The following is a 25,794-nucleotide window of genomic DNA, read 5'->3' as shown; positions in this document are numbered from 1 at the left end:
ACGGTTCCGCCAGAGTCTGTTGTCGAACTCAGCTAGGGACAACAACAATGGCTCTCATCAAAAAAGAAGCGCCGGAGTTTGACGTCGACGATGAACTGCTCCTCATGGAGCCAGGCATCGTTTTCGGCGAGGTTCAGGGCGATGAGGTGGAAGCACCGGTCGCACGTACCAAGGCCAAGAACGCCACCCCCTCCAAGCAGCACAAATACATCGACTACACCCGGGCGCTAGACGCCACTCAGCTCTATCTCAACGAAATTGGTTTCTCTCCCTTACTCACTCCCGAAGAGGAAGTGCACTTCGCGCGTCTGGCGCAGAAGGGTGATCCTGCCGGGCGCAAGCGCATGATCGAGAGCAACCTGCGCCTGGTCGTGAAGATCGCTCGGCGTTACGTCAATCGTGGTCTCTCTCTGCTCGATCTGATCGAGGAGGGCAACCTCGGCTTGATTCGCGCCGTGGAAAAATTCGATCCGGAGCGGGGGTTCCGTTTCTCGACCTATGCAACCTGGTGGATCCGCCAGACCATCGAACGTGCCATCATGAACCAGACGCGGACCATCCGTTTGCCCATTCATGTGGTCAAGGAGCTCAACGTTTACCTGCGTGCGGCTCGGGAGCTGACCCAGAAGCTCGACCATGAGCCTTCTGCGGAAGAAATTGCCAACCTGCTGGAAAAGCCGGTGGGTGAGGTCAAGCGCATGCTTGGCCTTAACGAGCGAGTGTCCTCGGTGGACGTCTCGCTCGGTCCCGACTCGGACAAGACACTGCTCGACACCCTGACCGATGATCGCCCGACCGATCCTTGCGAGCTGTTGCAGGACGATGATCTGTCGCAAAGCATCGATCAGTGGCTTTCCGACCTGACCGACAAACAACGGGAAGTCGTGGTGCGCCGCTTCGGTCTGCGTGGTCATGAAAGCTGTACCCTGGAAGAAGTGGGTCAGGAAATCGGTCTGACTCGCGAGCGGGTGCGGCAGATTCAGGTCGAGGCGCTCAAGCGTTTGCGGGAAATCCTGGAGAAGAACGGCTTGTCCAGCGACGCCTTGTTTCAGTGAGGCTTCGCTTCGATCACGAACCCGGCTCCGGCCGGGTTTTTTATGCGCGTCCATGTAAGTCATCGCTTACAGGTGCTGTCAGTGTTTGTGCTGAAAAGTCTGGATTAGTGCCGGATTAACTTATAAGTAATTGTTTTTTAAGGGTCTTATATATTCTTCGAGCAGGCGGGATGAATGTTGGTCGGGTTGTGCAGGTGCCTGGAACGGCTAATATCACACCCGTGCACAGGGACAAGCACAGATCATCAGGATGACGATCAGGAACATCGCAAGAAGCGATTCATCAGGACGATGAGTTGGGAAACAAAGGGATAAGGGAATAAAAGTGGGCGGCGCAAGCCGCCCCTTTTTTTTGCCCGCTATTTTGGGCGGCAACCCTGTTGGGCGTTGTCAGTCACCACATCGGCTCTGAAAGTAAAAGACCCGCGCTTGGCGGGTCTTCGTGTTTCTGGGTGAACTCAGCGCTCCAGATGCTGCAGCTTGTCCTTTACACCATCCCACTCTTCGGCATCCGGCAGCGCCTCTTTCTTCTCGGTGATGTTCGGCCATACTTCGGCCAGATCGGCGTTCAGCTCAATGAACTCCTGCTGATCTTCCGGTACCTCGTCTTCCGAGAAGATCGCTTGCGCTGGGCACTCCGGCTCGCACAGGGCGCAGTCAATGCACTCGTCCGGGTGAATGACCAGGAAGTTCGGGCCTTCGTAGAAGCAGTCCACCGGGCAGACTTCCACACAGTCGGTGTATTTGCACTTGATGCAGTTGTCGGTGACGACGAAGGTCATGTCTGATTCTCTCCTCGGGCGGCGGCCTGGACCCTTTCTGTGGAGGGCTGCCAGGCGCTCTGTATGTGGCCGCGGCTCAGGCTGTAAACCGGGCGGTCGTAAAATTGCGCGCGATTCTAGCAGTTTGTTGTATTGAGCGTTAGATCTGCGTCTTCCATGTATATAACAGCTCTAGCGCCTTGCGCGGAGTCAGATCATCCGGATTGATCTTGGTCAATTGCTCCAGCAGTGGGTGCGGCACGCTGGCGAACAGATCGCTCTGCATCGGTGTTTGCGCTTGGCCGGGTTCCTCGCGTGGCAGGTCGTGAGGCAGGCTGGTGGCTTCCAGGCGCGCCAGGTGCTCGCGCGCACGACTGATCACTGTGCCCGGTACGCCGGCCAGTTGCGCCACGGCCAGGCCGTAGCTCTGGCTCGCGGGGCCTGGCTGAACGTGGTGGAGGAAGACGATGCGCTCGTTGTGTTCGGTGGCCGAGAGGTGCACGTTGGCCACCACCGACTCGCTTTCCGGTAGCACGGTCAGCTCGAAATAGTGGGTGGCGAACAGGGTGAAGGCGCGCAGGCGGGCCAGGTGCTCGGCTGCCGACCAGGCCAGTGACAGGCCGTCGAAGGTGCTGGTGCCGCGTCCGACTTCGTCCATCAGCACCAGGCTGCGCTCGCTGGCGTTATGCAGGATATTGGCGGTTTCGCTCATTTCTACCATGAAGGTCGAGCGGCCGCCGGCCAGGTCGTCGCTCGACCCGATACGGGTGAAGATGCGGTCGACCAGCGACAGTTCGCAAGCCGCAGCGGGGACGAAGCTGCCGATATGGGCCAGCAGCACGATCAGTGCGGTCTGGCGCATGTAGGTGGATTTACCGCCCATGTTCGGCCCGGTGATGATCAGCATGCGCCGGTTGTCGTCGAGATCCAGGTCATTGGCCACGAAGGGAGTGGTCAGCACTTGCTCGACCACCGGGTGACGGCCCCGGTCGATGCGCATGCACGGCTCGTCGACGAAGCGCGGGCGGTTCAGGTCGAGATTCAGTGCGCGCTCTGCCAGGTTGCTCAGTACATCCAGTTCCGCGAGGGCGGCGGCGCTGTCCTGTAGTGGCGCCAGGTGGCCGATCAGGCGCTCGAGCAACTCGTCATAGAGCATCTTTTCCCGTGCAAGGGCGCGACTCTTGGCCGACAGCGCCTTGTCTTCGAACTCCTTCAGTTCCGGGGTGATGAAGCGCTCGGCGCCTTTGAGCGTCTGCCGGCGGATATAGTCAGCCGGCGCCGACTCGGCCTGTTTGGTCGGCAGCTCGATGAAGTAGCCGTGCACGCGGTTGTAGCCGACCTTGAGGTTGGCCAGGCCGGTGCGTTCCTTCTCCCGCGTTTCCAGATCCATGAGGAACTGTCCGGCGTTCTCGCTCATGGCCTGCAGCTCGTCCAACTCTGCGTCATAGCCGGTCTTCAGCACACCACCGTCGCGGATCACCGCCGGCGGGTTGTCGATGATAGCGCGAGCCAGTAGGTCGGCTAGTTCCGGGTAGGTGGCGATACTGCTGGCCAGTTGTTGCAGATGCGGAGTGTCCAGTGTGGTCATCGCCAACTGCAGCTCGGGGAGCGCGGCCAGGGCGTCGCGCAGGCGGGCTAGGTCGCGTGGACGGGCGTTGCGCAGGCCGATACGGGCGAGGATGCGCTCCAGGTCGCCGATTTCCTTGAGCTGCGGCTGTAGCGTTTCGAAGCGATAGCCATCGAGCAGGCGTGCGATGGCGTCCTGGCGCGCTTCCAGCACCGCGCGATCACGCAGCGGTCGGTTCAACCAACGGCCCAGCAGGCGGCTGGCCATGGCGGTCTGGCAGCGATCCATCACCGATTGCAGGGTGTTGTCGCGGCCGCCGGCGAGGTTGATGTCCAGTTCCAGGTTGCGGCGGCTGGCGCCGTCGAGGATCACCGTGTCGTCCAGGCGCTCGTGCCGCAGGCTGCGCAGGTGGGGCAGGGCGGTGCGCTGGGTTTCCTTGGCATAGCTGAGCAGGCAGCCGGCGGCGCCGATGGCCAGAGTCAGGTTCTCGCAGCCGAAGCCTTTCAGATCCTGGGTGCTGAATTGCTGGCACAGGCTCTTGAAGGCGCTGTCGCGGTCGAAGTCCCAGGGGGCGCGGCGGCGCGAGCCCTTGCGCTTCTCGGCGGGCAGGCCCTGCGGCCAGTCGTCCGGAATCAGCAGCTCGGCGGGGCTGAGGCGCTCCAGTTCGGCCAGCAGGTTTTCCCAGCCCTTGATCTCCTGCACGCTGAAGCGACCGCTGGTGATATCCAGCACGGCCAGACCGAACAGGCGTTCATCACCCAGGACTGCAGCAAGCAGGTTGTCGCGGTGCTCATCGAGCAGGGCTTCGTCGCTGATGGTGCCGGGGGTGATGATACGCACCACCTGACGTTCCACCGGACCCTTGCTGGTGGCCGGGTCGCCGATCTGTTCGCAGATCACCACCGATTCGCCGAGCTTGACCAACTTGGCCAAGTAGCCTTCGAGCGAATGGAAAGGAATGCCGCACATGGGAATCGATTGGCCGGCCGACTGGCCGCGTGCGGTCAGGGTGATGTCGAGCAGCTTGGCTGCTTTCTTCGCGTCTTCGTAGAAAATCTCGTAGAAGTCACCCATGCGATAGAACATCAACTGATCCGGGTGCTGGTTCTTCAGCTTCCAGTACTGTTGCATCATCGGGGTGTGAGCTGAAACGTCCATAAATCAATAACTTAGCGTAAGTTGTCTATTTGACAGAGCATTTGTGTCTAATACTTTTTGCTCTGAGTTACCGTTCGTCGGCTGCGATCTTGGCCAGTGCAGGGCCTTGGGCGACGTCGATTTCGCGCAGCCGGATGTATCGTTCTGTCATTCGGGCGGACGAGTGACCGGCCAGCTTTTGCGGGTCGTGGCCCTGCTTTTTGGCGTCGGTGATCGACTTCGCTCGAAGGTCGTGCAGGGTAGCGTCTTTCACGCCAGCGCGCATGGCGGCCTTCTTGAATTGCTGCTTCACCGTTTCATAGATCACAGGCTTGCAGGTGCGCTTGGTGGTGAACAGGGTCAGGCCACGGGCGGAGCGCGGTAAGGCCTTGGTGCGGGCGATGACGTCCTTGATGTCTGGCGTCATGGCGACGATCAGGCGCTTGTCCGACTTCTGCTGCTTGAAGGCAATACCTTCTTCGGTGATGTCGGCCAGCTTGATGCTGAGCACGTCATTGATGCGCTGCGCGGTGAGGTAGGCCATCAGGTAGATGACGCGCATATTCTCCGTCGACACGGCGAGGATGGCAGCCAGCTCGGCGTCGGTGAGGTAGCGGTCGCGCTTCTTCTCCTCGAAGCGACGGATGCCCACGCAGGGGTTGCTGTCCATCAATTGCTGTTCAACGCCATAGGCGCAGACGCTGCGCAGGAAGCTGATCACCCTGTTGGCCATGTTCGGGGTATCGGACATGCTGTTTTTGATGGCGGCGACGTGCTTCGACTTCAGCTGGTACGGCTCGAACTCGGCCAGTATCTGCTTGAGCCGGCGGGCGGCGGCCTCGTACTGCTCCAGGGTGTTGGGTTTGATCGTCTTCTTGATCTCGCCCAGGGCGTCGTCGATCAGCTTGGGCATGCCGGCGCCGGTGCTGGCAGCGGCAACCTTGCGGGCGTAGGTCTCCAGCGCTTCCTCGAGCGTGCTGCCGATGCGCTCCCACTTGTTCTGGTGAACGTAGTAGAAGGCGCCGTGCTTGCGGTAGACCTTGGCGGGCAGGTCTCTGTCTTTCTTGCGTGGTCGCATGATCAGGAAGCCAGGCGGAGCTGTGGTTCAGGGCGAGTTTGGGCGGTGCCACCGAGGCGTGCAACCACCAGGTCGCGCAGCACCTTGGGCTTGCCGTCCCCGCCGATGATGTGGGCGATCTTCTCGGCCTTGAGCCAGCGCACCTGGGCGCTGGGCTTCACCTTGCCGGAGAGGATTTGAAGTTCGGACTCTGTGAGGAACATCAGCGTTTTCCTCCCTTGCGATTCTTTTTCAAGCCGCCGTGGGCGCTTGCCGTCCAGCCGAACTGGACGCAAAGCTGACCGTTCTCGCGCGCCAGGTCATCGATGCGGTCACCAATAGCAGGGATAAGATCCTGTGCGGTGCAGGCCGGGACGGTGATGGAGTGCGTGGTCTTCTCGCCGCCTGGAGCAATCATCCAGACACTAGCCTGCCACTGCACCGGCTTGCGCGGGATCCGACCGCGCTTATGAGCGCGGTCATCCTGCCCAGGCTGGGCGTTGGTGATGTACGTGATGGTGCAACTCATGGTCTGCCCATCCATTTGTGCTTGTTGAGTGCCTGCCGGCGTTGCGAGCAGCGCCGGTGGTTGCCCTTGTTGCGCGGGTTGCCGCACTGATCGCAGCGAGACGGCAGTTCGAGGTTCTGCAGTGGGGCACCGTTCGGTGTGGTAATGCGCCTGAGGTTGCTCATGCCGCCACCTCGCTCTGCTGCTGTTCAACGAGGTTGGCGCGTACCAGCGCGGCGGCGACTGGGGGGCAGACGCTGTTGCCGCACATGCGTACCTGGCTGGCTTTGCTCAGGCGCTTGCCGCCTATGGTGCGGTCGTGGATGTAGTTGGCTGGGAAGCCCTGAGCGGCGTAGAGCTCGTGGGGCTCCAGCATGCGCATGCCGATATCGACGATCTGGTAGGGCTCGCCCTTGACCATCACCAAGCCCAGGCGGTGCTTGGTGGTGATGGTGTGCAGGGGCTCGTCCAGGGCTTGGCCGACTGCGGTGTCGTAATACTTGAGCAGGAAGGCGCGGACTTCGCCCATGTGGCCGCCCGTGGTCAGGGTGTGGATGGGCTCGCGCACGTCCTGCCCGATGCAGTTGTTACGCAGCTTGACCAGGTGGCTGGTGACCAGGGCGTTATGGTCCACGGTGGTGACGGTTGGCGCGGGGGCGTCCAGCGGTGCGCCCGGGCCTGTGTAGTTGCCGCCGTAGTGCTTGGCGAGGAAAGCCGCCACCAGGCCATGCTTGCCGCCGCCGGCCACTACGGTACCCAGTGGCTTGTCCAGCCCGGGCGCGCGTGGCGCCTGGCCTGGGCGCTCGCCATAGCCGAGCTGCACCAGGGTGGGGGCAACCACGGCGAAGTGGCCGCCCTTGACCTGGGCGCAGATGGTACGCAGTGGGGCTTCCACTGGCATGTTGCGCTGGGTGCTGGCGTTGGCGTGTTCGGTGATGAAGGGGGCCAGGGTCGGCACTACCAGGCCGGTGCCCAGCTTGCTGGTGATGGTCTGCAGCGGTTCGTCCAGGGGTTGGCCACGGAAATAGTCATAGCCATGGTTGACCTTGACCAGAAAGGGCTCTGCCGCATCGATCACATAGCGCTGAATGCCCCGGGCGATGCGTCGCAGGGTGGCCTCGGCCAGGGGCTTCTTACGGGTGAAAATCGACGGGCAGGGCAGCGACCAGTCGATGATGTCCGCTGCCAGGCGCTGGGGCTTGGTTTGTTTGGCTTTGACCTCGGGGCTGCCGATCGGCAGGTGTGTCGGTTCGGGCCAGACGATGGGCAGGCCGTCGCAACGGGCGATCAGAAACAGGCGTTTGCGGATGGTGGCGGCGCCGAACTGGTTGGCGCGCAGCTCGCGCCATTCCACCTGGTAGCCGTGACGCCGCAGGGCGTTGACGAAACTGTTGAAGGTGCGGCCCTTGTTCTTCGGGCAGGGGCGACCCTCGGCGAGCGGACCCCAGGTGACGAACTCTTCGACGTTCTCCAGCATGATGACGCGCGGGCGCACGGTGGCGGCGTAGCGGATGGCCACCCAGGCGAGGCCGCGAATCTCTTTCTTGACCGGCTTGCCGCCCTTGGCCTTGCTGAAGTGCTTGCAGTCCGGGCTGAACCAGCAGAGGTCGACAGGGCGCCCACCAGTGATCTCGCGCGGGTCGACCTCCCACACGCTCTCGCAGTAGTGCTTGGTGTGGGGGTGGTTGATCTCGTGCATGGCGATCGCTTCGGGGTCGTGGTTGATTGCGATATCCACCGGCCGGCCGAGGGCCATTTCGATGCCGGTGGATGCGCCGCCGCCACCGGCGAAGTTGTCGATGACCAGGCCGCCGAAGTTGAAGCTGGGTTGGGGGTGGATGCGGTAGGTGGTGGCGGTCATGGCTGCGGCGCCTCCGTGCGCTTGGGGGTGAATCGGGACGGCGACCAGTCGCAGGATTCGTCGGCAGGGATATGCCCGAACATCAGCGTGCAGCGTCGGCAATGGGCGCAGTCGCCGCAGGTTTTGCCGGCTGGCAAGTCCATGTCGTCGCCAGTGCGTGGGAGTGGGGCGCGTTCAGTCATGGCTGCTGGCCTCCGCTTTGGCCTCGATTGCACCGTGATCCGCCAGCGGGTCGGCGTAGTAGATTTCGGCTGGGGCTTTAGGCCATTCATTGCGCAGGGCGTCGAAGTTGCCGTCGTTCCAGACGCGCAAGAATTCCATGGGTTCTTCGCTGTAGCCTTCGCCGAGCATGTACTGGATCACTGCGTTGAAGGCGGCGTTGCCGCGCTCGGCTTCCTTGAGCTGGTCTGCCATTTGCTGGAAGCGCGGGTGCAGGTCGATGCAGTCAGACTCCGGGTCGAGGATCTGGTTGGCCTCGTTCATGATCACCCACACCATGCCGCCGATAACGCGTCCGTAGAAGTTGGGCGCGTTGCGTAGCAGGCGCGCCAGGTGGTTATAGAGCGTCTGCAGATGCTGGAGGTTGTCGCTGTCGAAGGCGTTGTCGCCGTTGTCCAGCAGCATGGCGAGGTCATCGCCGGCTTCGTGATTCTGGAATGGCCCGCCGAAGCGGGCATCGAGCATCTGCAGCAACTGGTGCAGTTCTTCTGCGGCCTCGATATCGCGGGCCGAGGGCTTGGCCATTTTCATAGGTCACCTCCGCGGCTACCCAGGACATCAATCACATAAGCCCACAGCTCGGCCGGGCTGAGCTGGAAGCGGTCGAAGTCGGTGTCGGGCTCGATGCCGATCAGGCAGCTGGATTGCGCGCCCTTCGGACCTTCCCAGCCCTTGGTCATGAGGGTGGCCACCCTGCCGTCGCCACCTGGCTCGGTTCGGTGGAACCTGTAAGCCTTCATGTGATAGCTGCTGCCGGCGCGGATCTCGGTGCACTCCAGCTCGCTCATGCACACCTTGCCGTTTGGGGTCCAGGGCCTGCCGCCATTGGCCGAGCGGGCGCCTTCGTGCAGATACAGAACGTGGGTTGGTGGCACGTTGTGATAGGCGCCTTCGGGAATGTCGCCGTAGTCGATGTTGATCTGCGTACCAACCAGCACGGTGCTGGTGAAGTCGAATCGATGGTTGTGGATGGCTGAGTGCTCGAAGCAGCTACGCCGCGGCAGGTCTGGGTGCCAAACGTGCAGGCGCTGCCCGGCCTGGAGCTGCACCTGAATGAAGCCGAGGCCGTGCAGGCTGATCGGCGCCTTCATTGGGTCGTGAACGGTGCTCATGCTGTAGCCCTCGCGCGGTGGGTGGTGCTCAGCAGCGAAAGCAGGCGCTGGAAGTAGCGGTCACGGGCTTCTGCTGCGCTCCAGGGCTTGATGCGCCAGGCGGGCAGCTCGATGCCTTGAATGCAATCCCAGGCGTCAGAGTGCTCCGGCATGAGGTCGCGGCGCTCAACGGCGAGCATGTACATATCCACTTCGTGGACTTCCTCGGGCAGCTCGGGCTCAAGGTCGAAGCGGGCGCAGATGGCGAGCCAGACGCGGCGCTCGATGGCGCCATAGACGTCCTCGATGTGCATGGCTTCGGCGTAGTTGCGCATCTCCATTTTGAGCGGACGTACCATGTCGCCTACGTAGGCCTCAGTGGCGTCGTGCAGCAGGGCGGCAAGTTGGTGCTCGGGGGCGACCAGTTCAGAGGCCAGGTAGCAGTGCTGCGCTACCGAGTAGTGGGTGCCCGTGTGGCCGTTGAAGCGGCACTGATGGGCCAGGCTGTGGGCAATGTCAGCCGGGTGAACCATGTCTGGCGACGGGTCGATAAGTTCGAAGCGCTGGCCTTGGTTGGTGAGGATCCAGGTCATGGGCGGGCACCTCCCATAAGTGCGTCGATCTCAGCCAGGCGCTCTTGCGCGTCAGTCACGTAAGCTGGATCGAAGCCGCCTGGTACGCGTGGCCGGCAGCCGGCCAGCCAGATGACCTTTTGGCAGGCGTCGAGATCGCGGCGGATGGCCTCAAGCTGCGCCTTGGTGATGACCAGGGTTTCGGCGCTCAGCTCGTCTGTGCTCTCCAGCGTCGCCTGCACGTGGCCTGTCACCAGCTCATGATCGAACGGCACCTTGAAGCCGGCCGCGTTGCGGTGGCCGCCACCGCCGTACTGCTTGGCGATCTCGCCCACGTCGAGGCCCATGCTGGTGCTGCGCAGGGAGAAGTAGCGGTGCTCGCTGGTGTCTTGGTAGCAGGCGGCGAAGGGTTCGCCGATGGCCATCAGGTGTCCGGCATCGCTGGAGTGGATGTAGGGCAGGTTCGCTACCGGCACGTCAAACCCGGCGATGACCATGCGGCGCTTGCTGCCCGCCACCAGCTCGGCCACGTCTTTGTGGTGCTTGCGCTCGATGGCCTTGCCGTCCGCCAGTAGCTGGCTGGTCGGCGTGTTCATCAGCGCGTCCCATACCTCGAAGTCGTAGGGGTAGCTGAACAGGTTGGCCTGGATCTCGCGCGTGCCCTCCAGCTTGAAGCGCCAGAGGTCGCGGTCCTCGATGTGGTTGATCAGGGCAGGGCGGGGCTGGCCTGGGTTGAAGTAGTCCCAGGTGAGGCCGGCGCCGCTGCGATTCATGTCGAACACGGTGCCCACACGCTGGGTAGAGGGCGCCCACTCGGCGAAGCAGGACGGGGCCGTTGGCAGTTGGGCCAGCGCTTCGGCCGCAGTCTTGTGGTGGTCGATGATCAGGATCGAGCGCGCCTGGTGGCCGAGCAGCACCAGCAGTTCATAGGGGTAGGAGAAGTCCACGATGATCACGTCGCGGCCTTCAACGTCCGGTGCGGGCTTGCCGTAGTGGCCGGCGTGGAAGTCGACATTCTCGGCGCCCAGGGCTTGGCGAACGACCCAGGCGGCGCCGAAGCCATCGGCACAATTGGCGTGGTAGATGCACAGGGTTTTCATGCTGCCACCCCCTGCTTTGCCTTGGCTGCAGCCACCAGCGACATGGCCTGGTCATACGAGAGCACGCGGCGGTAGAAAGGCGGGAAGTCAGGGCCGAGGTCGTTGGTCAGTACCAAGGCTTTGGTGATCGGCGCGGGGTCGCCTGGCTGCCAGTCGTCAACGATCTCCGTCAGACCGAGAGCGGCGGCGATGGCCTGGGCGTTGGTGGTTTTGCCGCAGCGTTCGGGGCCGTAGACGAGCCAGCTTTTGCCGTTGGGTACGCCAGCGGCGAAGGCAGCCGCTTTAAGCAGGGCGGCTTCTGCTTCTTGCTGGGTATTGGGCAGTGCGGTCGGGGCGTTGCCTTCGAGCTGATCCTCGATGCGTTGGGCGATCTGCTCCAGTTCGCCGCATACGGTGAGGTGGCGCTGCGCCTGGTCGCTCAGATCCAGTATCTCTGCAACTTTAAGTTGGTCGTAGGTGAGGGCGGCGACCTTGAGGTGCTTGGCTGCGCGGCGGATAGAGTCCAGCTCTGTGCGGGTGTAGCTCCGGCCGGCGTAGATGGCGATGCGGCGGTCGGCGTCCTGCAGCTGCTGGTCATGCTCGCGGTTGGCCTTGGCCAGGCGGCCTACGGCGCCGGAGAGTTGTTCCTCGAGGCTGGCGGTGTAGTCGGCGGCTGCCTTGCGGGCGTCGTCGTAGCCTTGGTCATAGCCGCTGGTGCGGGCGGTCTGTGCGTTGACGTAAGCCAGTGCAGCCAGGCCGAGCAGGGCGATGATGGCGAGTGCGCCGATAACGGCGAGGGTGATGAGTGAAACGGTCATGTGCTGTGTCTCCGTTGGTGCCCTGCGCCAGGTGTCAGAGTCTCTGGCGCAGGGAGTTGGGGATTAGTTGCCTTGCTGGTAGGTGCCGATGGTCAGCGGCAGCAGGCCGCCGATTTCACCTTCGAGCACCTGCTGGAACTCTTCGGCGAAGGCTTCTTGCTGGGCTTCCTGGCCGACCCAGCGCAGCTTGAGCACCGGGGCCTTCTCGCCGGTGATCACCGACAGGCGCAGGGTGATGTCGGCGACGCTCAGCGGGTCGTAGGGCTTGGTGCTGAACACGAAGGTGGTCGGCAGGGTTTCGAGGCTGCGCGCTTCGATCTCTTCCATCGCGCTGCGGCGGTTGCTCATGTCGCCCACTTCGCTGTTCAGCTCCGAGGTGGCCTTGATCTGCATGCGACGCACAGCGTTGATAGCAGCGAGGGTGTTGAGCTTCTGGTCGCCCGCGCTGGCGGTGATGTGCGGCGCCCAGTCCTCGAGGAACTCGGCTAGTTGCTGCTGGCTGAGCGAGCGGCCAACCATCTCGGTGAGCGCCTTGTAGGCGGCAGTAGGCTTGAGGGTGAGGGTTGCGCGGTCGTCGCCGTGGCCGGCATCGTCCGGGGTGCCCAGGTTGAAGATGACAGTGGCGCGCATGGCATCCTGATCGACGAAGCCAGATGCACTCTTGTCGTCTTCGCCGCCGATGTGGCGCTCGACGTAGGCCGCGAAGGCTTTGAGGGCGTGGGTGTGCAGCGCGCCGCGGAAGCGGTCGCGGCCGTGCTGAAACTGTTCCAGATTCAGGGTGGTGCAGCTGCCCGGCAGAACCATAAGTTGGTTGCCGCTGGTTTGGATGCGCACCTGGGCGGCCGCCAGGGCCTGGGCGTTCAGGGTTTCAAGGGTTTTGTGATCGAACATCGTTGTAGTCCTTGTCAGAGTAAGGATGGTTAGGTGGTGCTGTGTTGCGGTTCGGGGTGATCAGCTGCGCGCGTGAACGGGCGTGTCTTCCTTGCGGAAGAGCTGATCGGTCGGGTTGGTCTGCATCAACTGCAGGCCCTCGGGGGTGACATACAGCGGGGTGTCGAGGGTGGTGTCCTCGCGCTTCTTGCCGCGCTTGGTCGGCTGCGAGAAGTCGAGCTTGTGCGTCACGTTCACCTGGTTGGTCTGCGCGATCTGCTTGAACTTGAAGGTGAGGGTTACGGTGCCTTCCTTGCCGTGGTCGATCACGCCGGCGGCGACGTCGGAAACGGCGCGGCCGAACTGCTCGGCGAATACGCCGGCGTTGAGGGACTGGATGAAGTCTGAGCTGTCAGTGGGTTTCATGTGCTGTGCCTCGATTGTCAGAGAGTTGCCCGGTACCGCCGGGCGCGGGGGTTAAGCCGCTTGCTCGGCGCGAGCGTCGAGGTAGGCGGCGAGGTCGGCCAGGCGCACGTGCAGCGGCGCCAGGCGCGAATCGGAAATCCTGAAGGTGGCCAGCGGCACCTCGCCGGTGCGGATGAGGTGGCGCAGGCGCTTCTCGGTCTTGATGTGCGAGAAGTACTCGGCGCGGACTTCATCCAGCGGCAGGCTGTTGGCCTTGTGGCGCAGCTGAAGCAGGGCAAGTGTTGTGCTCACTGCGCCACCTCCCCGCACCCCGCCGTGGGGCGGCTGAGCTTGGTGGCGATGATTGCGGTGACGCCTTCGACGCTCTTGCCGATGGTGGTGGCGGCGATGTTGCCGGCCTCGTCGGTGATCACCGCGCCAAAGGGCCGCTCGGTGTCGCCGGTGAGGGTGACGTAAGGCAGCCAGCGATGTGGCAGCAGGGCGAACAGGGCGCAGTACAGCGCGGCCAGCTCCAGCGCCTGGGGCGGGATGCCCTGCAGGCGCTGGATGCATTCATCTGCGGCGTCGCGCACGGTGGCGGCGCTGACGGTGCCCGGGTTGGCGTGGTGCAGGCTGACCAGCTTGACGACACCAATGGCGTCGGCGATTGGGTTGGGCTTGTTCATGCGGCGCTGTCCTTTGCGGGTACTTCGGTGATTTCGATGCCGAGCTGTTTGGCCAGCCAGTCGATACCGGCCTCGGTGACCATTAGTGTGGCGTAGTGCTTGCGGATGCCGATGCGCTTGATAGTGGTCACGCGCGGATCCATGAACAGCTTGCCGCCGCCGATGTGGCGGGCTGCCAGGGTGCCGTCGCGGTTGAGGGCGTTGATGCTGCGCAGGTGGGCGCGTAGCTGGCTCTCGGCGATGCCCAGTACCTGGGCGGCCTCTCTCACGGTGCGGTTCATGGCGGCGGGCCTCAGGCTGCGTTGAACGCGGCTTCGATGTGCTGGGCGGCGACCACGTACAGCTCGCCCGGTGTGCCGGCTTGCAGGTGCGCGGTGCCGACCTGTGTTGTCACCAGCGCGTCGCGCTGCATGGATTGCAGCGTGTTGTGCACGGTGATCGATACGCCGCACTGCAAGTGGCGAGTGCCGCCCATGCGCACCAAGTGGCGCAGGCTGGCCTCGTCGTTTGCGTCGAGGGCGAACGGCTCACGTGCCGGGGCAGTCGGGGTGCCAATCGCGCCGGTTTCGGCGGTGTCGGCTGTGCCGTTGGCGATGGCTTCGATCTGCTCGCAGATGTGGGCGGTATTGGCCGGGTCGTTGGCCTGCAGGCGGATTGTCGAACGGTGATGGCCCAGCACGATGCTGACTGCCAGCTTGTCCGCGACTTGCTCAAGCTCAAGCATGACCGCAACGCGCGAGGCAGGGCGCTCAAGGTGGAGCGTGGCCTGCAGAGCCATGGGCGCGTTGAGTGCACGGCGCAGCCCGTGGATGGACTGCTGGGTCAGGGTGTAGGTCATGCTGCACGCTCCTGAGCACTGGACATCCGGCGCGCCTCGGCCTGCTGGGCGAACTCGGCGGCGCGATGTTGGCTGGCGTTGAGTGCCAGCTCATGCAGGCTGTCACTTGCGCCGATGCGGATCGCGCCCAGGCAGTGGGCGGCGCTGATCCAGCCGAGGACGATGTAGAAGTCGGCGTCCAGCGATGTAAGGTCGGGCGCAGTGCGAACCCGCGTCAGCAGGCTGAGCAGGCGGGCGCGATAGGCGTTGAGTTCGTGCTCGTTGTGGGTGCTCACGCTGCACCTCCCCAAGGGCCGAAGTCCTCGAAGGCGGGCAGGGTTTGGGGCTGCTTCAGCGTGGGGCGGCCGCCTACGAGCACTACAAAGCGGCCAGTGGCCTGCTGAACAGCGCGGACGGCGTCCGGGTTGGTGGTGCATGCCGGGTGCAGGAGCACCTGGGCGGATGTGTGCTGTGTCTGTTGCATCGCGTACTCCAGAGGTCAGAGTGGGGGTACGGGTGCAAAATTAGCTTTACTAATTCATCAAGTCAACAGTGATACTTATAAAATTTATTGGGCTCATGAAAAAGCCGCCAGACGGCGGCTTGATCGGGTGATGCTTTAGGTCAGAGCAGCACCGAGTACCAGAACACCTGGCCGATGACGCGGATGTGTTCGGCCACATACTCGCCTTCATAGCGCTCATCGGGGTGCTCGGTATCGTTGTAGCTGCGCACGCGCAGGCCTCCACCAGGAAGGCGATAGAGAAGTTTTACGCGCAACTGGCCGGCGTGGTCTATGGCGTACATCTTGCCGTCCTGCACCTGCTTGCGGCCTGTATCTATACCGACTGTGGAGCCATCAGGCAGCACAGGCTCCATGCTGTTGCCAGTGACTGCAGCACAGGCTGCGGACGATGGTTCTACGCCTTTGCGTTGCAGGCTTCGGCGCCCAAATCGCAGCTTCCTACCGCTCGTTTCCAGCATTACTTCCGATCCCTTGCCAGCTGACAGCTCAACTTCCTTGAAGAAGGGCAGCTCGACCTCGTCTGGGCCGAGTGGTGTGTCATCGTCCCATACCTCGATGGGATATATAGCGGCGTGTTCAGTTACCGCGTGCGGGTGCTCTTGCGCTGGGCGGGTTAGCTGGTAGGCGATCTGTGACGGCGGATGGCTTTTATCGCCGAATAGCTTGGCCAGCCTCGGGCTGACGTCCATCGGGTCGAAGTTGAGCACTTGGGAGAATTTGATCAGGGCCGGTATGTTCAGCGGGATTTTGCCGTTGGCGTACTGGCTGACGACGCTCTGGCCGGACCAGCCGCAAAGATCCGCGATGCGATCCTGGGTGAGGGTGGCATCGGCCTGCTTGCGCGCCTTCATGATGGCTTTGAGAGCCGCTGCTTCGGCTTGCTGTATTTCGGGTGTTATGTCCATACGCACACTGTATAAGCACCGCTTATTCGCAGCAAACAGTCGGACTTCTTTTTCTTGCCAATTAAAAGAAGTGGCACTAATATCGTCAGCACTACCCATCGAGGGCATGGTGATGGATGAATTTACTGGCCAGACCCTGGCCGCATTTGCTGAAGGTAAAACGCAGCCTGAACTGGCTGTGATGATCGGGGTAACGCAGAGTGCGGTGTCCCAGATGATCAAGTCCGGGCGCGATATTCGTGTTCGTCAGCTGCCTTCTGGTGGCTGGCAGGCTTACGAGATTCGTCCGGTTGGTAGCCGCCGCAAGGCGGCTTAAGGTGCCGGCCCCCGAAGGGGCCAGCGGGGTGCTCGCCTGAGCTCTGACACACAGGCGAGCGGGGTGGTGCAAGGCTCTGACCCCTTGCACCGGTGCCAGGCGAGGCTCTGACCCCTCGACTGGCGCACGACGCTCGATGCCGACACAGCACGTGGAAACATCGAGTCGCCGTAGCCGGAATAGTAGGGGAAACCCTGGTTGCCTGGCTATGTCGTTAAACGGCGGTTTTAGGTAGTACCGCGCCGGGGACTCTGACCCTCGGCACGGAAGGGGTCGAGAGGGGCAACTCTGACTGCCCAGCTCGGCAGACACAGCACACAACAGCCGGCCCCGCCTGGGGCCGGCTTGGGGTAGGTATGAGCCGACAAGATCTGCTGCCGGGCGCTGGCCCGGTGCTCTCCCTGCGCCATGCGCTTTACCGCGCGGGGCGCGACTATCGGGGCGGCATTGGCGCCCTGGCCACTGATATGCATCTCGACCTGGTAACGGGTTACGACACCCTGCAGAAGAAGCTGAACCCGACCGAGGAACGCCGCTGGCCAAACCCGGACGAGCTTGAAGACATCATCCGCCTGACCCAAGACCCGCGTCTGCTGGACGCCCTCAATCGTCCGGCCGGTGTGGTGTGGTTCAAGCCGGTGCCGGTTGAAGCGACTAACGACGCCTTGCAAGCGCTGGCCAAGCTGACGGGGCGCTTGGCAGATTTCGTGGGCAGCTTGCATGACGGGGCGGCGGACAATCGCTGGCAGCGGCATGAGGTGGAAGCGCTGAAGCACCACGGGCACGAGGTGATCCGCAAGATTCTCGGGATCATTGCCGGCGCCGAGCAGGCCATGCTGGCCGGGGGGGAACGCCACGATGGATGAGCGCTATCTGGAGATGGCCGAGGCGGTGCAGCAAGAGCGCCTGCAGCAGGCCATCGATAACCGTGTGATTTACCAGGGCGAGAGCGCGACCGAGTGCGACAGCTGTGGTGACGACATTCCCGAAGCCCGGCGCAAAGCAGTGCCGGGTTGCCGTTTTTGCGTGGAGTGCCAGAGCCGGCAGGAGGTGCGCCGTGGTTGAGTGGCAGCCAGCGGCCACTGTGCCGCGTGACCGTTTGATTCTGGCTGATATCGGTATGCCATGGGCGTGCCTCGCGATCTGGAACGAACCTGCTGGCCAGTTCTGCGTTACCGAACTGGAAATAGACCTGTACCTCGGGCAGTGGAATGACACTGCCATCTCCCACACCTACGTGCCTGCCGCTCAGTTGCTCGGCTGGCAGGAGCTGCCGGAGGTGAGCCGTGGATGAGGATGTTTTCTACGCGGATTGCCCGCACTGTGATCGTTACGAGTTCCGCGACGAGGACGCTTGGTTCGAGCATGTGAGCATGTGCGAGTGGGAGCAGCAGCAGGATCGTGAGCGCGAGGAAGAAGAATGACGGCTCCAAAAGCTCCTGGAAGCATGGCTGCTTGGGCGCGGCGCTACATCGAAGCCTTCGGGCTGGCCCTGGTTAAGATCGAGCCCGGCCAGAAGGCGCCGAAGGGCAACGGCTGGAACAAGCCGGGTGGCTACTTCACCGACGCCGACAAGGCCGAACAATTCTGGACGAAGAACCCCAACCACAATATGGGCGTGGTGCTCGGGCCGAGCCGCGTTTGCTCGCTGGACGTGGACCATGTGGAGTACACGCGCCATGTGCTGCTGCATGTGCTCGACCTGCAGCTGGATGACCTGGCGGCGGTGTACCCGACGCTGGTGGGCAACCCGGCGCGCTTCCGCCTGATGTTCCGTGTGCCGGAGGGCGTGGAGCTGAGCCGGCATTCCCTGGTATGGCCCAACCCGCTCGACCCGGACGGTAGCAAGCACAAGCTGGTGACGGCGACGCTGAAGCAGGCAGAGGCAACCGGCAATGCCGAGCTGACCGCGACGATGCGGGCGAAGCAGAAGGAACTGGCCCCGGTGACGGTGTTCGAGCTGCGCGGCGGCCTGGTGCAGGACGTAATGCCGCCCTCGATCCACCCGGACACGGGCCAGCCGTATTTCTGGCGTACGCCGCCCTCGGCGGATGGCCTGCCGGAGTTGCCGCGCGAGCTGCTGAGCATCTGGAACAACTGGGAAATCTTCAAACCGCTGGGGCAGGGTGCCTGCGAGTGGGCGCCGACACCGAAAGAGCGCCCGGCACCCAAGGCTAAGCCGAGCCGGCCGACGACTACTGGCGCAAGCGGTAGCACGGATGTGGTGGGCGCCTACAACGACGCGCACGACGTCGAGCAGCTGCTGGCGACGCACGGGTACAAGCGGCGCGGCAATAAGTGGCTTTACCCGGGCAGCACCACGGGCCTGGCGGGTGTGACGGTGGTCGACGGCAAGGTGTATTCGCACCACGGCGCCGACCCGCTGGCGAACGGGCATATGAACGATGCGTTCGATGTGTTCTGCCTGCTCGAGCATGACGGCGATCAGAAGGCGGCGACCAAGGCAGCCGCCAAGGCGCTGGGCATCGATCATGCGAGCCAGCGCAAGAAGGTATCAGGCGGCACGCCGCCAGCGGCGAAGGGCGAGGTGGGTGGCAAGCCTGCGGCTGCTGATGACGCCGCCAGCCCGGCCGATGAGTCGGGCGACCTTCCCCCGCCCCCTACCGATTCGGATTGCGGCGCGCCGGCCGGCAGCAGCACCACCGGGGGGGCGGGGGGTGGCTTCCATATCCAGGGGCTGCTCCGACGCTTCGCGTTGATCGTCGGCACCACGCAGGCCTGGGACGTGGATAACGGCAAGCGGATCAAGAAGGCCGCGTTTCAGGCGCTGATCGGTAAGGATCTGTTCAAGCAGTGGGATGCCGAGACCGACCCGAAGCGCAAGAAGACTGTCAGCGAGGACTGGGTTAAGGAAATCGAGCGTGCCCAGGCACTGGCGGGTAAGGCGGTTGGCGATCTGAAAATGCCGATGCTGACGCGCTATGTGTACATCGATGGCACCAAGGATGTGTGGGACTACGCGAAGAAGCGCCGTGTGGCCGAGGGCGCGGTGAAGATGGCACTGGGCGATGCCTACAGCCTGTGGCTGAACAGCCCGGATCGGCGGGTGGTGGACATGAACCACATTGTGTTTGACCCGACGATGAGCCATGACCCCGAGGTGTACATCAACACCTACGAAGGCCTGCCGCTGACGCCTGAGCGGGATGATACGAAGTGCGCGAACCTGATCTGGCTGATCAGCTTTCTGTGTAACCACGCTGAGGATGCGACGGACTGGCTATGCCGCTGGCTGGCGTATCCGTTGCAGCACAGCGGGGCAAAAATGGATACGGCGGTGCTGATGCACTCGACCACTGAGGGCTCGGGCAAGAGCCTGCTGTTTTCGGTGGTGATGGGGATGCTCTACGGCCAGTACTCGGCGACGGTCGGGCAGACGCAGCTGGAAGGTTCGTTCAACGCCTGGCAGAGCGGCAAGCTGTGGGCGGTGTTCGAGGAGGTGGTGAGCCGCGATCAGAAGTACAACCAGGTGGGCAAGATCAAGCAGTTGATCACCGGGCAGACGGTGCGCATCGAGAGCAAGTTCGTGAACGGTTGGGAGGAAGCCAGCCACATGAATGCGGTGTTTCTCTCGAACGAGATCGTGCCGTGGCCGATCAGCGACAGCGACCGCCGCTTTCTGGTGATGTGGCCGGAGGAGAAGCTGCCTGCTGCTCGACAGATGGCGATCAAGCAGGAGCTGGCCAACGGTGGCGTGGAGGCGCTGTATGCGTGGCTGTTGGCGTATGACCTGGGCGACTTCGATCAGCAGACCAAGCCGCCGGTGACGCCTGCGCGTGAACGCTTGGTGGCGTTGAGCCGGGCGCCGTGGCAGACGTTCGCCAACCTGTGGCGCCTGGGCGAGCTGGGCGATGGGTTGTGGGGCGGGTGCCTGAGCTCTGATCTGTACGCGATGTTCGTGGAGTGGTGCCAGCGCAACGGTGAGCACCGGATGAGCCAGACGAAATTCAGCCTGTTCATCGAGACGCTGGGGGTGGACAAGACGCGGGCGATCCCCTGGACGGAGGGCAGCACGCGACGGTTTGCGGCGTTTTTGATACCGAGGGATGAGTCAGCCTTCCTGCCACCATCCATGCAGGCGGCCGCGCTGGGCGCGCATGTGCAGGCGTGGCGCGCGAAGGCGAAGCTGTGCGGCTGGAACGTGGAGGCGTGGGATCACGTCAAGGCGGCTGCAGCATGAGTACGCCTAAAAGTGTGTTGGGTGTGTTGGCACTGTGTAGGCTTGATTTTGCAACCTTACACACTTTCAGCCCAGTAACGACGCGGGTTCTAGACGAGTGTGTAAGGTGTGTAAGGTTTAAGCGCGTGCGCGCGCGTGTGCGAAAAAAAATTGCACGCTGTATCACCTGTCTGGCTGCCCTGAACCCTTCGAAAATTTCCTTACGCGAGGCTCTGAAAACCTTACACACCTTACACACCTTACACAGATGCTCTAAAGCCATTGTTTTTATTGAGTTTTTTGTGTGTTGGGTGTGTGTAGGGTTGGCGGTTTTTGTGTTGGGTTGCGGTTTTGGCGCGAGGGACGGGCAATGATCGAGGCTATCGAGACGCTGTTGAGGCATTGGGGCGAGCAGCTGGCCCAGAACGGCCATGGGGGCGGTTTGCCCAGCACCATGGGCACTATCGTCGAGTTCGCCGGCTGTGCGCCGCGTGGCGGGGTGTATGGCGCGAAGCTGCTGGTTGCCGGCGCCGGGCCGGATTATGCAGCGGCTGAGGTGAACCAGGTGCTGTACGGCATCGAGCGGCTGGAGGGCGGAAGCGCGCTGGTGCGGTTGGCCTATGCGCGGTACCGCAACGAACCCCGGCTGACCATCGCCGAGCAGGTGGATGCGCTGGAGCTGGGGCGCGGCGATGCCGGGCGGCGGGCGTACTACCGGCAGGTGGGCGTGTTGCATGAGCGCCTGCATGCCGGGCTGCTGGAACGCCAGGGCAAGCTGGCGGTGATGCGGCGGGAGTCGCGCCGGGATGGCGACCGTGTGCGCCGGGCATCGTTGAAGCAGGCGGATGCGGCCCACCGCGGGCGTGGCCTTGAGTTGAAGGTTGACCGCTCGTCGGGCGACTCGGCTCCATAAGGCGCCGGCAAGGCTCCGAAGGGCGCCGGCTGGAATAACCCATAATCGGGACTTTTCGGTTTGTCACTCGGGGGGTAAAAAGTCACCACGATTCGATAGGTACGCCTACCGAGCAACAGAGCGCCACGTGCTGTGTCGCACAACCCGAGACCCGACTCGGATTCAGAGCCCCGCCTTGCGGGGCTTTGTCTTTTCTGGCTGACGCTACCGTGGCAGGGGCGGCAGCCGTTCCCGCGGCACGCGGGTTTTTTATTCTGGCCCTTGGCCGCCTGGGAGGGTTTATGAGCGAGCCATTGACCGGGCTGGCGGTTTGCGCAGCAGGCGTTGGCATTTGTATCTCCGGCTTCATGGCTGGCGTGGATGGGAGTGCGGCGACCGGTGCATTGTGCGGGGCGACTGTGTTTGTGCTCGCGCGGCCCGACCTGAAGGTCATCCCTCGCATCCTGTTGTTCATGATCAGCCTGGTCATGGGCTACCAGTTCAGCCCAGCTCTCGGCGAGCTTGAGCTATGGGGCATCCGACCATTCACCTATTCCGGGCCTGCTGCGTTCGCCGCCGCTGCGCTGGTCGTTGGCCTCACCATGGCCGCGATCAGGAAGCGTGTGGCGCCGTCGGCCCCTGGGGGAATCGATGGCTAGTGTGATCCTGACCCATGCGCTGCTGGTGTTGTGCGGCGCCATCTTCGTTCGGCTGTTCACGTTCCGGCGGGGCGCGTTGCGCTTCAGCCGGCTGAAGTCGTGTGGCGCCTGGCTGGTGATGGTCTGCGCCGGGGTTGCGGTGATCCATATCCTGCGCGGCGATCTGGTGGTGCAGCCTGCAGCCTGGCCGTTGGTGGTGCTGGTGGCGGTGTTCGCCTGGGCCATCTGGCGAGCTGGCGGCAATCTCGCCGGGGTGCTGCGACCTGAAGAGCCAGCGTGGTCTGGTGGTGAGCGGCGGCGGGGTGGGCGGTGAAGGGCAGCATCAACGCCCGCGACTTGGACGATGCGCTGGCCGCGCTGCAGAAGCTGGGCGGCGGGCTCGCACCTCGGGCGCTGGCGGATGCACTCAACCATACGGCCAACCAGGCGCGCATCGCGCTGCGGGCTGAGATGGAAGATGTGTTCAACCCGAGGCCAACGCCGTGGGTGCTGAACTCGATCCGCATCATTCACGCCAAACCATCGGCTGACCCTGAAGCAGCGGTGTGGGTACAGGATCAGGGTACGGGCAAGAATCCATTCAGTGCCGAGGATTACCTGCTGCCGCAAGTCGAGGGTGGTGAGCGGATCACGCGGCGGTCGGAGAAGTACCTGCGCGAGTCGGGGATTCTGCCGGCTGGCCGCTTCGTCGTGCCGGCCGCCGGTGCTCGGCTGGATGCCTACGGGAATATCCAGAAGGGGCACATGACGCAGATCCTGTCGGGCCTGAAGGCGATGAAGCTATCGGGCTCGGACAACGCTGCGACCGATAGCCGGCGTTCCCTGCGCAAGGGGCACGCGCTGGCGTTCTTCGTGATGAAGCGCGGCAAGACGCCTATCGGCATTGCCGAGCGGCGTGGCAAGAACGTGGCGATGGTGCTCGCCTTCGTGCGCCAACCGCAGTACCGCGAGCGCTTCAAGTTCCATGACGTGGTGCGGCGGGTCGCAGAGAACGACGCGCAGCTCGAAGCGAACATCGACAAGGCCATCGTTGATGCCTTGGCCGGTCGGCTGCCCAGCCTGCCAGGCCGGCGGCGGCGCTGAAGCCAGTGGCGTGCCACATGACTGGCCGGGGGCCCCTGGGCCGGCGAGGGTGGCAAGGGTAATTCGAGCCCCGTTCTCGCGCTAGTGGGTGGGGTTGGAGGTTAGTTAATTGGGGTTAATTCGGTTAATCCCCGGGGTAATTCTGGTTAATAGGTGAATTCATGACGGTCATGAAGAAGTCAGAGTTCGCGGATAGCCAGGGTTGGTCTCGGCCTTATGTGTCGAAGCTGGCAGCCCAAGGGCGGCTGGTACTGACCGAAGACGGTAAGCAGGTACTCGTCGAGGAAACGCTTGCTCTGCTGAGCGAGACTGCCGACCCCAGCAAGGCCGGTGTCGCGGAGCGGCATCATCAGGATAGGGTTGAGAAAGGCGTGCATGCGCTTATTTCACCCCAAGCCCCGACTTCTGCTCCGCTGTCCACAGGCGGTGGCGACAACTACCAGAAGGCCAGGGCGCATCGCGAGACTTACCTGGCGCTGCTGGCCGAGGACGAGTTCCTCAAAGGCCGCGGTGAGCTGGTCGAACGCAAGGCCGTCGACACCGCCGCATTCAACACCGCGCGCACGCTGCGCGACTTGATCCTCGGTCTGCCGCCCAAGATCGCTGGCGAGCTGATCGCTATCACCGACACCTGGGAAATGGAACGAAAGCTCACTGAGCTGCTGCGAGGCGTCCTCGAGGATGCCGCCAGCCTGGTGCAGCTGGATACCGAGATTGAACAGGGGGCGAAGGAGCCGAACTAGCCATGCAACATGCGTATGCCGACGGTGCTGCCACGTACCGGGCGGCATACCACCGAGGCCTGGAGCTCGACCCCGAACTGTGGATCGATCAGTGGGCTGACGAGTTCCAGCGTATCCCGAAGGACACCGGCGCCGCGGAGCCCGGCAAATATCACACCGACCGCACGCCTTTCGCTCGCGAGCCGATGCGCTGCCTGTCACCGCTGCACCCCTGCAAGCGCGTGGTGACCATGGTCGCCTCGCAGATGATGAAGACGCAGATCGCGCTCAACTGGATCGGCGGCAACATCCACATGGCGCCAGCCAATATCCTGGCGCTGCTGCCCAGCGAAAAGCTGGCCCGCCGGGTCTCCAGCCGGATCGACAAGACGATCAAGGCGGTACCGGAACTCAGCACGCGCGTGGCCAAGCCGCGCTCACGCGATGCCCGCAACACCCTCGACACCAAGGAATTCGAAGGCGGCACGTTGTACTGCACCACCGCCGGCTCGGCCGCCAACCTGGCAGAGCTGGCAGCGCGCTACATCTACGGCGATGAGATCGACCGTTGGGACGTCGACGTAGACAGCGAAGGCGACCCCATCGAGCTGGCAGAGGCGCGCGGCACCACGTTCGGCCGCAAGGCCAAGTTCTACTTCTCCAGCTCGCCGACGATCAAAGGCGCCTCGCGCATCGATGATCTGTACGAGCAGAGCGACAAGCGCCGCTACTTCGTGCCATGCCCACACTGTGGGCAGCACCAGGTGCTGGACTGGGCCAACCTCAAGTGGACCGACGACTACAAGCGCGTCGACTACCTCTGCAGCAACGCCGAGTGCGGCGCGCTGATCGAGGAACATCACAAGACGGCCATGCTGCTGGCTGGCGAGTGGCGCGCCACGGCGAAGGGCGACGGCGAGACCGTGGGCTTTCACCTCAACGCGCTCTATTCGCCGTTGGGCTGGCTGTCCTGGCAGAGCCTGGCCAAGCAGTACGACAAGGCCAAGGTCGCAGCTGACCGGGGCGACAACGAACCCATGCAGGTGTTCTACAACACCCGCCTGGCGTTGGTGTGGGACGCCGCGCAGGAGATGACAAAGGCCAGCGAACTAAAGGCCCGCGCCGAGGATTACCGCCTGGGTACGGTGCCGGCCGGTGCGCTGATCCTCACCGCCGCCGTCGACGTGCAGCACAACCGTCTGGAAATGCTGGTGATCGGCTGGGGCGAAGGCCTTGAGCGCTGGGTGGTCGACTACGTGGTGGTGCCGGGTGACCCGGCACTGCAACGCACCTGGCTTGATCTGGACGAGCAACTGAAGCGCCGGTACCGCCACGCCTCTGGCGTCGAGCTGGCCATCTGCGCCACGGCGGTCGACTCCGGCGGTCACCATACCGATGAGGTCTACCAGTTCACACGGCTGCGGCGCTGGCGGAAAGTGTTCGCGGTTAAGGGGGCAAGTAAGCCCGGCCGACCTGTGCTGGCTCAGCGACCGTCGAAAGTCGATGTGACATACAACGGCCAAACCGAGAAGCAGGGCGCCGAGCTCTGGATCATCGGTACCGACACGGCGAAGGACTGGATCTACAACCGTTACCCGTTCGCCGACGGCCCTGGCGCACTGCACTTCTCGACAGACCTGCCGGACGAGTTCTACGACCAGGCGGTGGCAGAGCGAAAAATCACCGTCTACGTGAAGGGCTACAAGCGCACTGTCTGGGTCAAGGGCAAAGCCGAGCGCAACGAAGTACTCGACCTGCTGGTTTACAACCAGGCCGCTGCTCAGTTCCTGGGGCTTCACCGATACCACCAGGGCGAATGGAGCAAGCTGCGCGCCGCGGTGAGCCAGGGGAGCTTGTTCGCGCAGCCAACTGCGAGCAGCAAAGTGACCGCCCTGCAGGAGGATGCCGAGAAGGCAGCCAACCCGCCGCCAGCGAAGCCAGCACCTCAACCAACGGGACGCCGCGTATCACGCAGCACCTACCTGAAACGATGACAAGAGGGCGCCCC

General features: G+C 63.3%; 35 protein-coding genes. 13 read left to right on the top strand and 22 right to left on the bottom strand.

The window, feature by feature from the left end; all coding sequences use genetic code 11:
• Positions 1-47: 47 nt before the first annotated feature.
• Complete coding sequence (rpoS, locus tag H3221_RS22400) at positions 48-1,055, top strand: RNA polymerase sigma factor RpoS (protein ID WP_004424060.1); 1,008 nt, start codon at positions 48-50, stop codon at positions 1,053-1,055.
• A 458-nt stretch (positions 1,056-1,513) separates the two neighbouring features.
• Here rpoS and fdxA read toward each other — a convergent pair whose 3' ends face one another.
• From fdxA to H3221_RS22290, 22 genes are all read right to left on the bottom strand, one after another.
• Complete coding sequence (fdxA, locus tag H3221_RS22395) at positions 1,514-1,837, bottom strand: ferredoxin FdxA (RefSeq protein ID WP_017678218.1); 324 nt, start codon at positions 1,835-1,837, stop codon at positions 1,514-1,516.
• Positions 1,838-1,976: 139 nt separating this feature from the next.
• The gene (mutS, locus tag H3221_RS22390) at positions 1,977-4,541 is read right to left on the bottom strand and encodes a DNA mismatch repair protein MutS (protein ID WP_196475939.1); all 2,565 of its coding nucleotides are present in this window, start codon (positions 4,539-4,541) and stop codon (positions 1,977-1,979) included.
• Positions 4,542-4,608: 67 nt separating this feature from the next.
• Positions 4,609-5,598 (bottom strand): tyrosine-type recombinase/integrase, encoded by a 990-nt coding sequence (locus H3221_RS22385; protein WP_196475938.1) that lies wholly within the window; start codon positions 5,596-5,598, stop codon positions 4,609-4,611.
• Between the two features lie 2 nt (positions 5,599-5,600).
• Positions 5,601-5,801, bottom strand: a complete 201-nt coding sequence (locus H3221_RS22380) for a DUF4224 domain-containing protein (protein ID WP_196475937.1) — start codon at positions 5,799-5,801, stop codon at positions 5,601-5,603.
• Positions 5,801-6,106, bottom strand: a complete 306-nt coding sequence (locus H3221_RS22375; RefSeq protein ID WP_196475936.1) for a hypothetical protein — start codon at positions 6,104-6,106, stop codon at positions 5,801-5,803. Before H3221_RS22375 ends, H3221_RS22380 begins: the two co-directional genes overlap by 1 nt.
• Entirely contained in the window at positions 6,103-6,270 is a 168-nt protein-coding gene (locus H3221_RS22370; protein WP_196475935.1) for a hypothetical protein, read from the bottom strand. The genes H3221_RS22375 and H3221_RS22370 overlap by 4 nt, the downstream gene beginning before the upstream one ends.
• Positions 6,267-7,946: a DNA cytosine methyltransferase gene (locus H3221_RS22365; RefSeq protein WP_196475934.1), complete on the bottom strand. Its 1,680-nt coding sequence runs from the start codon at positions 7,944-7,946 to the stop codon at positions 6,267-6,269. Before H3221_RS22365 ends, H3221_RS22370 begins: the two co-directional genes overlap by 4 nt.
• A complete protein-coding gene (locus tag H3221_RS22360) occupies positions 7,943-8,128 on the bottom strand; it encodes a hypothetical protein (protein ID WP_196475933.1) in 186 nt (61 codons plus the stop codon). The genes H3221_RS22365 and H3221_RS22360 overlap by 4 nt, the downstream gene beginning before the upstream one ends.
• Complete coding sequence (locus H3221_RS22355) at positions 8,121-8,696, bottom strand: hypothetical protein (RefSeq protein WP_196475932.1); 576 nt, start codon at positions 8,694-8,696, stop codon at positions 8,121-8,123. The genes H3221_RS22360 and H3221_RS22355 overlap by 8 nt, the downstream gene beginning before the upstream one ends.
• The gene (locus tag H3221_RS22350) at positions 8,693-9,277 is read right to left on the bottom strand and encodes a hypothetical protein (protein WP_196475931.1); all 585 of its coding nucleotides are present in this window, start codon (positions 9,275-9,277) and stop codon (positions 8,693-8,695) included. The genes H3221_RS22355 and H3221_RS22350 overlap by 4 nt, the downstream gene beginning before the upstream one ends.
• Positions 9,274-9,849, bottom strand: a complete 576-nt coding sequence (locus tag H3221_RS22345) for an HD domain-containing protein (RefSeq protein ID WP_196475930.1) — start codon at positions 9,847-9,849, stop codon at positions 9,274-9,276. Before H3221_RS22345 ends, H3221_RS22350 begins: the two co-directional genes overlap by 4 nt.
• Positions 9,846-10,928 carry a DHHA1 domain-containing protein gene (locus H3221_RS22340; RefSeq protein ID WP_224490749.1) on the bottom strand — a complete coding sequence of 361 codons (1,083 nt, stop codon included), beginning with the start codon at positions 10,926-10,928 and terminating at the stop codon, positions 9,846-9,848. The genes H3221_RS22345 and H3221_RS22340 overlap by 4 nt, the downstream gene beginning before the upstream one ends.
• Positions 10,925-11,725, bottom strand: a complete 801-nt coding sequence (locus tag H3221_RS22335; protein ID WP_224490748.1) for a hypothetical protein — start codon at positions 11,723-11,725, stop codon at positions 10,925-10,927. The genes H3221_RS22340 and H3221_RS22335 overlap by 4 nt, the downstream gene beginning before the upstream one ends.
• Before the next feature lie 63 nt (positions 11,726-11,788).
• Entirely contained in the window at positions 11,789-12,616 is an 828-nt protein-coding gene (locus H3221_RS22330; RefSeq protein ID WP_196475929.1) for a DUF2303 family protein, read from the bottom strand.
• Positions 12,617-12,676: 60 nt separating this feature from the next.
• Entirely contained in the window at positions 12,677-13,021 is a 345-nt protein-coding gene (locus H3221_RS22325; protein ID WP_196475928.1) for a hypothetical protein, read from the bottom strand.
• A 51-nt stretch (positions 13,022-13,072) separates the two neighbouring features.
• The gene (locus H3221_RS22320; protein WP_196475927.1) at positions 13,073-13,312 is read right to left on the bottom strand and encodes a pyocin activator PrtN family protein; all 240 of its coding nucleotides are present in this window, start codon (positions 13,310-13,312) and stop codon (positions 13,073-13,075) included.
• Entirely contained in the window at positions 13,309-13,686 is a 378-nt protein-coding gene (locus H3221_RS22315) for a hypothetical protein (RefSeq protein WP_196475926.1), read from the bottom strand. Before H3221_RS22315 ends, H3221_RS22320 begins: the two co-directional genes overlap by 4 nt.
• Positions 13,683-13,967, bottom strand: coding sequence for a phage antirepressor KilAC domain-containing protein (locus tag H3221_RS22310; RefSeq protein ID WP_196475925.1), 285 nt, complete (start codon positions 13,965-13,967; stop codon positions 13,683-13,685). The genes H3221_RS22315 and H3221_RS22310 overlap by 4 nt, the downstream gene beginning before the upstream one ends.
• An 11-nt stretch (positions 13,968-13,978) precedes the next feature.
• Positions 13,979-14,524, bottom strand: a complete 546-nt coding sequence (locus H3221_RS22305; RefSeq protein ID WP_196475924.1) for a hypothetical protein — start codon at positions 14,522-14,524, stop codon at positions 13,979-13,981.
• A complete protein-coding gene (locus H3221_RS22300; protein WP_196475923.1) occupies positions 14,521-14,799 on the bottom strand; it encodes a hypothetical protein in 279 nt (92 codons plus the stop codon). The genes H3221_RS22305 and H3221_RS22300 overlap by 4 nt, the downstream gene beginning before the upstream one ends.
• Positions 14,796-14,987, bottom strand: a complete 192-nt coding sequence (locus tag H3221_RS22295) for a hypothetical protein (RefSeq protein ID WP_125834627.1) — start codon at positions 14,985-14,987, stop codon at positions 14,796-14,798. The genes H3221_RS22300 and H3221_RS22295 overlap by 4 nt, the downstream gene beginning before the upstream one ends.
• A gap of 140 nt (positions 14,988-15,127) precedes the next feature.
• Positions 15,128-15,934 (bottom strand): LexA family transcriptional regulator, encoded by an 807-nt coding sequence (locus H3221_RS22290; RefSeq protein WP_224490757.1) that lies wholly within the window; start codon positions 15,932-15,934, stop codon positions 15,128-15,130.
• A gap of 112 nt (positions 15,935-16,046) precedes the next feature.
• Here H3221_RS22290 and H3221_RS22285 point away from each other — a divergent pair, with 112 nt between their 5' ends.
• The 12 genes from H3221_RS22285 to H3221_RS22230 all read left to right on the top strand — a co-directional run bounded on the left by H3221_RS22285 (position 16,047) and on the right by H3221_RS22230 (position 25,780).
• Complete coding sequence (locus H3221_RS22285) at positions 16,047-16,250, top strand: Cro/CI family transcriptional regulator (protein ID WP_224490746.1); 204 nt, start codon at positions 16,047-16,049, stop codon at positions 16,248-16,250.
• A gap of 356 nt (positions 16,251-16,606) precedes the next feature.
• Complete coding sequence (locus H3221_RS22280) at positions 16,607-17,116, top strand: phage regulatory CII family protein (RefSeq protein ID WP_196475921.1); 510 nt, start codon at positions 16,607-16,609, stop codon at positions 17,114-17,116.
• The gene (locus tag H3221_RS22275) at positions 17,109-17,315 is read left to right on the top strand and encodes a TraR/DksA C4-type zinc finger protein (RefSeq protein ID WP_196475920.1); all 207 of its coding nucleotides are present in this window, start codon (positions 17,109-17,111) and stop codon (positions 17,313-17,315) included. Before H3221_RS22280 ends, H3221_RS22275 begins: the two co-directional genes overlap by 8 nt.
• Positions 17,308-17,544, top strand: a complete 237-nt coding sequence (locus H3221_RS22270) for a hypothetical protein (RefSeq protein WP_196475919.1) — start codon at positions 17,308-17,310, stop codon at positions 17,542-17,544. The genes H3221_RS22275 and H3221_RS22270 overlap by 8 nt, the downstream gene beginning before the upstream one ends.
• Positions 17,537-17,674, top strand: a complete 138-nt coding sequence (locus H3221_RS22265; protein WP_196475918.1) for a hypothetical protein — start codon at positions 17,537-17,539, stop codon at positions 17,672-17,674. The genes H3221_RS22270 and H3221_RS22265 overlap by 8 nt, the downstream gene beginning before the upstream one ends.
• The gene (locus H3221_RS22260; RefSeq protein ID WP_196475917.1) at positions 17,671-20,451 is read left to right on the top strand and encodes a bifunctional DNA primase/polymerase; all 2,781 of its coding nucleotides are present in this window, start codon (positions 17,671-17,673) and stop codon (positions 20,449-20,451) included. The genes H3221_RS22265 and H3221_RS22260 overlap by 4 nt, the downstream gene beginning before the upstream one ends.
• A gap of 349 nt (positions 20,452-20,800) precedes the next feature.
• Positions 20,801-21,343: a hypothetical protein gene (locus H3221_RS22255; protein ID WP_196475916.1), complete on the top strand. Its 543-nt coding sequence runs from the start codon at positions 20,801-20,803 to the stop codon at positions 21,341-21,343.
• Positions 21,344-21,624: 281 nt separating this feature from the next.
• Entirely contained in the window at positions 21,625-21,981 is a 357-nt protein-coding gene (locus H3221_RS22250) for a putative holin (protein ID WP_183894420.1), read from the top strand.
• A complete protein-coding gene (locus H3221_RS22245) occupies positions 21,974-22,294 on the top strand; it encodes a phage holin family protein (RefSeq protein ID WP_179527442.1) in 321 nt (106 codons plus the stop codon). Before H3221_RS22250 ends, H3221_RS22245 begins: the two co-directional genes overlap by 8 nt.
• Positions 22,291-23,064 carry a hypothetical protein gene (locus H3221_RS22240; protein ID WP_196475915.1) on the top strand — a complete coding sequence of 258 codons (774 nt, stop codon included), beginning with the start codon at positions 22,291-22,293 and terminating at the stop codon, positions 23,062-23,064. Before H3221_RS22245 ends, H3221_RS22240 begins: the two co-directional genes overlap by 4 nt.
• Before the next feature lie 161 nt (positions 23,065-23,225).
• On the top strand, positions 23,226-23,807 hold the full coding sequence (locus tag H3221_RS22235) for a terminase small subunit (RefSeq protein ID WP_196475914.1): 582 nt from the start codon (positions 23,226-23,228) through the stop codon (positions 23,805-23,807).
• A 2-nt stretch (positions 23,808-23,809) separates the two neighbouring features.
• A complete protein-coding gene (locus H3221_RS22230; protein ID WP_196475913.1) occupies positions 23,810-25,780 on the top strand; it encodes a phage terminase large subunit family protein in 1,971 nt (656 codons plus the stop codon).
• Positions 25,781-25,794: the final 14 nt, after the last annotated feature.

Origin of the sequence: Pseudomonas chaetocerotis, assembly GCF_015712105.2 — a bacterium.
GTDB classification, from domain to species: Bacteria; Pseudomonadota; Gammaproteobacteria; order Pseudomonadales; family Pseudomonadaceae; genus Aquipseudomonas; species Aquipseudomonas chaetocerotis.
This window is presented reverse-complemented; position numbering and strand designations above follow the sequence as displayed.

Bases quoted from the DNA above. Each gene is read 5' to 3' on its own strand.
- H3221_RS22340 (WP_224490749.1), bottom strand. From the start codon at position 10,928: ATGAAAACCCTGTGCATCTACCACGCCAATTGTGCCGATGGCTTCGGC.
- mutS (WP_196475939.1), bottom strand. From the start codon at position 4,541: ATGGACGTTTCAGCTCACACCCCGATGATGCAACAGTACTGGAAGCTG.
- H3221_RS22245 (WP_179527442.1), top strand. From the start codon at position 21,974: ATGGCTAGTGTGATCCTGACCCATGCGCTGCTGGTGTTGTGCGGCGCC.
- H3221_RS22370 (WP_196475935.1), bottom strand. From the start codon at position 6,270: ATGAGCAACCTCAGGCGCATTACCACACCGAACGGTGCCCCACTGCAG.
- H3221_RS22335 (WP_224490748.1), bottom strand. From the start codon at position 11,725: ATGACCGTTTCACTCATCACCCTCGCCGTTATCGGCGCACTCGCCATC.
- H3221_RS22380 (WP_196475937.1), bottom strand. From the start codon at position 5,801: ATGTTCCTCACAGAGTCCGAACTTCAAATCCTCTCCGGCAAGGTGAAG.
- H3221_RS22290 (WP_224490757.1), bottom strand. From the start codon at position 15,934: ATGGACATAACACCCGAAATACAGCAAGCCGAAGCAGCGGCTCTCAAA.
- H3221_RS22275 (WP_196475920.1), top strand. From the start codon at position 17,109: ATGGATGAGCGCTATCTGGAGATGGCCGAGGCGGTGCAGCAAGAGCGC.
- H3221_RS22385 (WP_196475938.1), bottom strand. From the start codon at position 5,598: ATGCGACCACGCAAGAAAGACAGAGACCTGCCCGCCAAGGTCTACCGC.
- H3221_RS22345 (WP_196475930.1), bottom strand. From the start codon at position 9,849: ATGACCTGGATCCTCACCAACCAAGGCCAGCGCTTCGAACTTATCGAC.
- H3221_RS22260 (WP_196475917.1), top strand. From the start codon at position 17,671: ATGACGGCTCCAAAAGCTCCTGGAAGCATGGCTGCTTGGGCGCGGCGC.
- H3221_RS22280 (WP_196475921.1), top strand. From the start codon at position 16,607: ATGAGCCGACAAGATCTGCTGCCGGGCGCTGGCCCGGTGCTCTCCCTG.
- H3221_RS22295 (WP_125834627.1), bottom strand. From the start codon at position 14,987: ATGCAACAGACACAGCACACATCCGCCCAGGTGCTCCTGCACCCGGCA.
- H3221_RS22285 (WP_224490746.1), top strand. From the start codon at position 16,047: ATGGATGAATTTACTGGCCAGACCCTGGCCGCATTTGCTGAAGGTAAA.
- H3221_RS22375 (WP_196475936.1), bottom strand. From the start codon at position 6,106: ATGAGTTGCACCATCACGTACATCACCAACGCCCAGCCTGGGCAGGAT.
- H3221_RS22350 (WP_196475931.1), bottom strand. From the start codon at position 9,277: ATGAGCACCGTTCACGACCCAATGAAGGCGCCGATCAGCCTGCACGGC.
- H3221_RS22315 (WP_196475926.1), bottom strand. From the start codon at position 13,686: ATGAACAAGCCCAACCCAATCGCCGACGCCATTGGTGTCGTCAAGCTG.
- fdxA (WP_017678218.1), bottom strand. From the start codon at position 1,837: ATGACCTTCGTCGTCACCGACAACTGCATCAAGTGCAAATACACCGAC.
- H3221_RS22230 (WP_196475913.1), top strand. From the start codon at position 23,810: ATGCAACATGCGTATGCCGACGGTGCTGCCACGTACCGGGCGGCATAC.
- H3221_RS22255 (WP_196475916.1), top strand. From the start codon at position 20,801: ATGATCGAGGCTATCGAGACGCTGTTGAGGCATTGGGGCGAGCAGCTG.
- H3221_RS22250 (WP_183894420.1), top strand. From the start codon at position 21,625: ATGAGCGAGCCATTGACCGGGCTGGCGGTTTGCGCAGCAGGCGTTGGC.
- H3221_RS22325 (WP_196475928.1), bottom strand. From the start codon at position 13,021: ATGAAACCCACTGACAGCTCAGACTTCATCCAGTCCCTCAACGCCGGC.
- H3221_RS22235 (WP_196475914.1), top strand. From the start codon at position 23,226: ATGACGGTCATGAAGAAGTCAGAGTTCGCGGATAGCCAGGGTTGGTCT.
- H3221_RS22305 (WP_196475924.1), bottom strand. From the start codon at position 14,524: ATGACCTACACCCTGACCCAGCAGTCCATCCACGGGCTGCGCCGTGCA.
- H3221_RS22330 (WP_196475929.1), bottom strand. From the start codon at position 12,616: ATGTTCGATCACAAAACCCTTGAAACCCTGAACGCCCAGGCCCTGGCG.
- H3221_RS22310 (WP_196475925.1), bottom strand. From the start codon at position 13,967: ATGAACCGCACCGTGAGAGAGGCCGCCCAGGTACTGGGCATCGCCGAG.
- H3221_RS22360 (WP_196475933.1), bottom strand. From the start codon at position 8,128: ATGACTGAACGCGCCCCACTCCCACGCACTGGCGACGACATGGACTTG.
- rpoS (WP_004424060.1), top strand. From the start codon at position 48: ATGGCTCTCATCAAAAAAGAAGCGCCGGAGTTTGACGTCGACGATGAA.
- H3221_RS22365 (WP_196475934.1), bottom strand. From the start codon at position 7,946: ATGACCGCCACCACCTACCGCATCCACCCCCAACCCAGCTTCAACTTC.
- H3221_RS22355 (WP_196475932.1), bottom strand. From the start codon at position 8,696: ATGAAAATGGCCAAGCCCTCGGCCCGCGATATCGAGGCCGCAGAAGAA.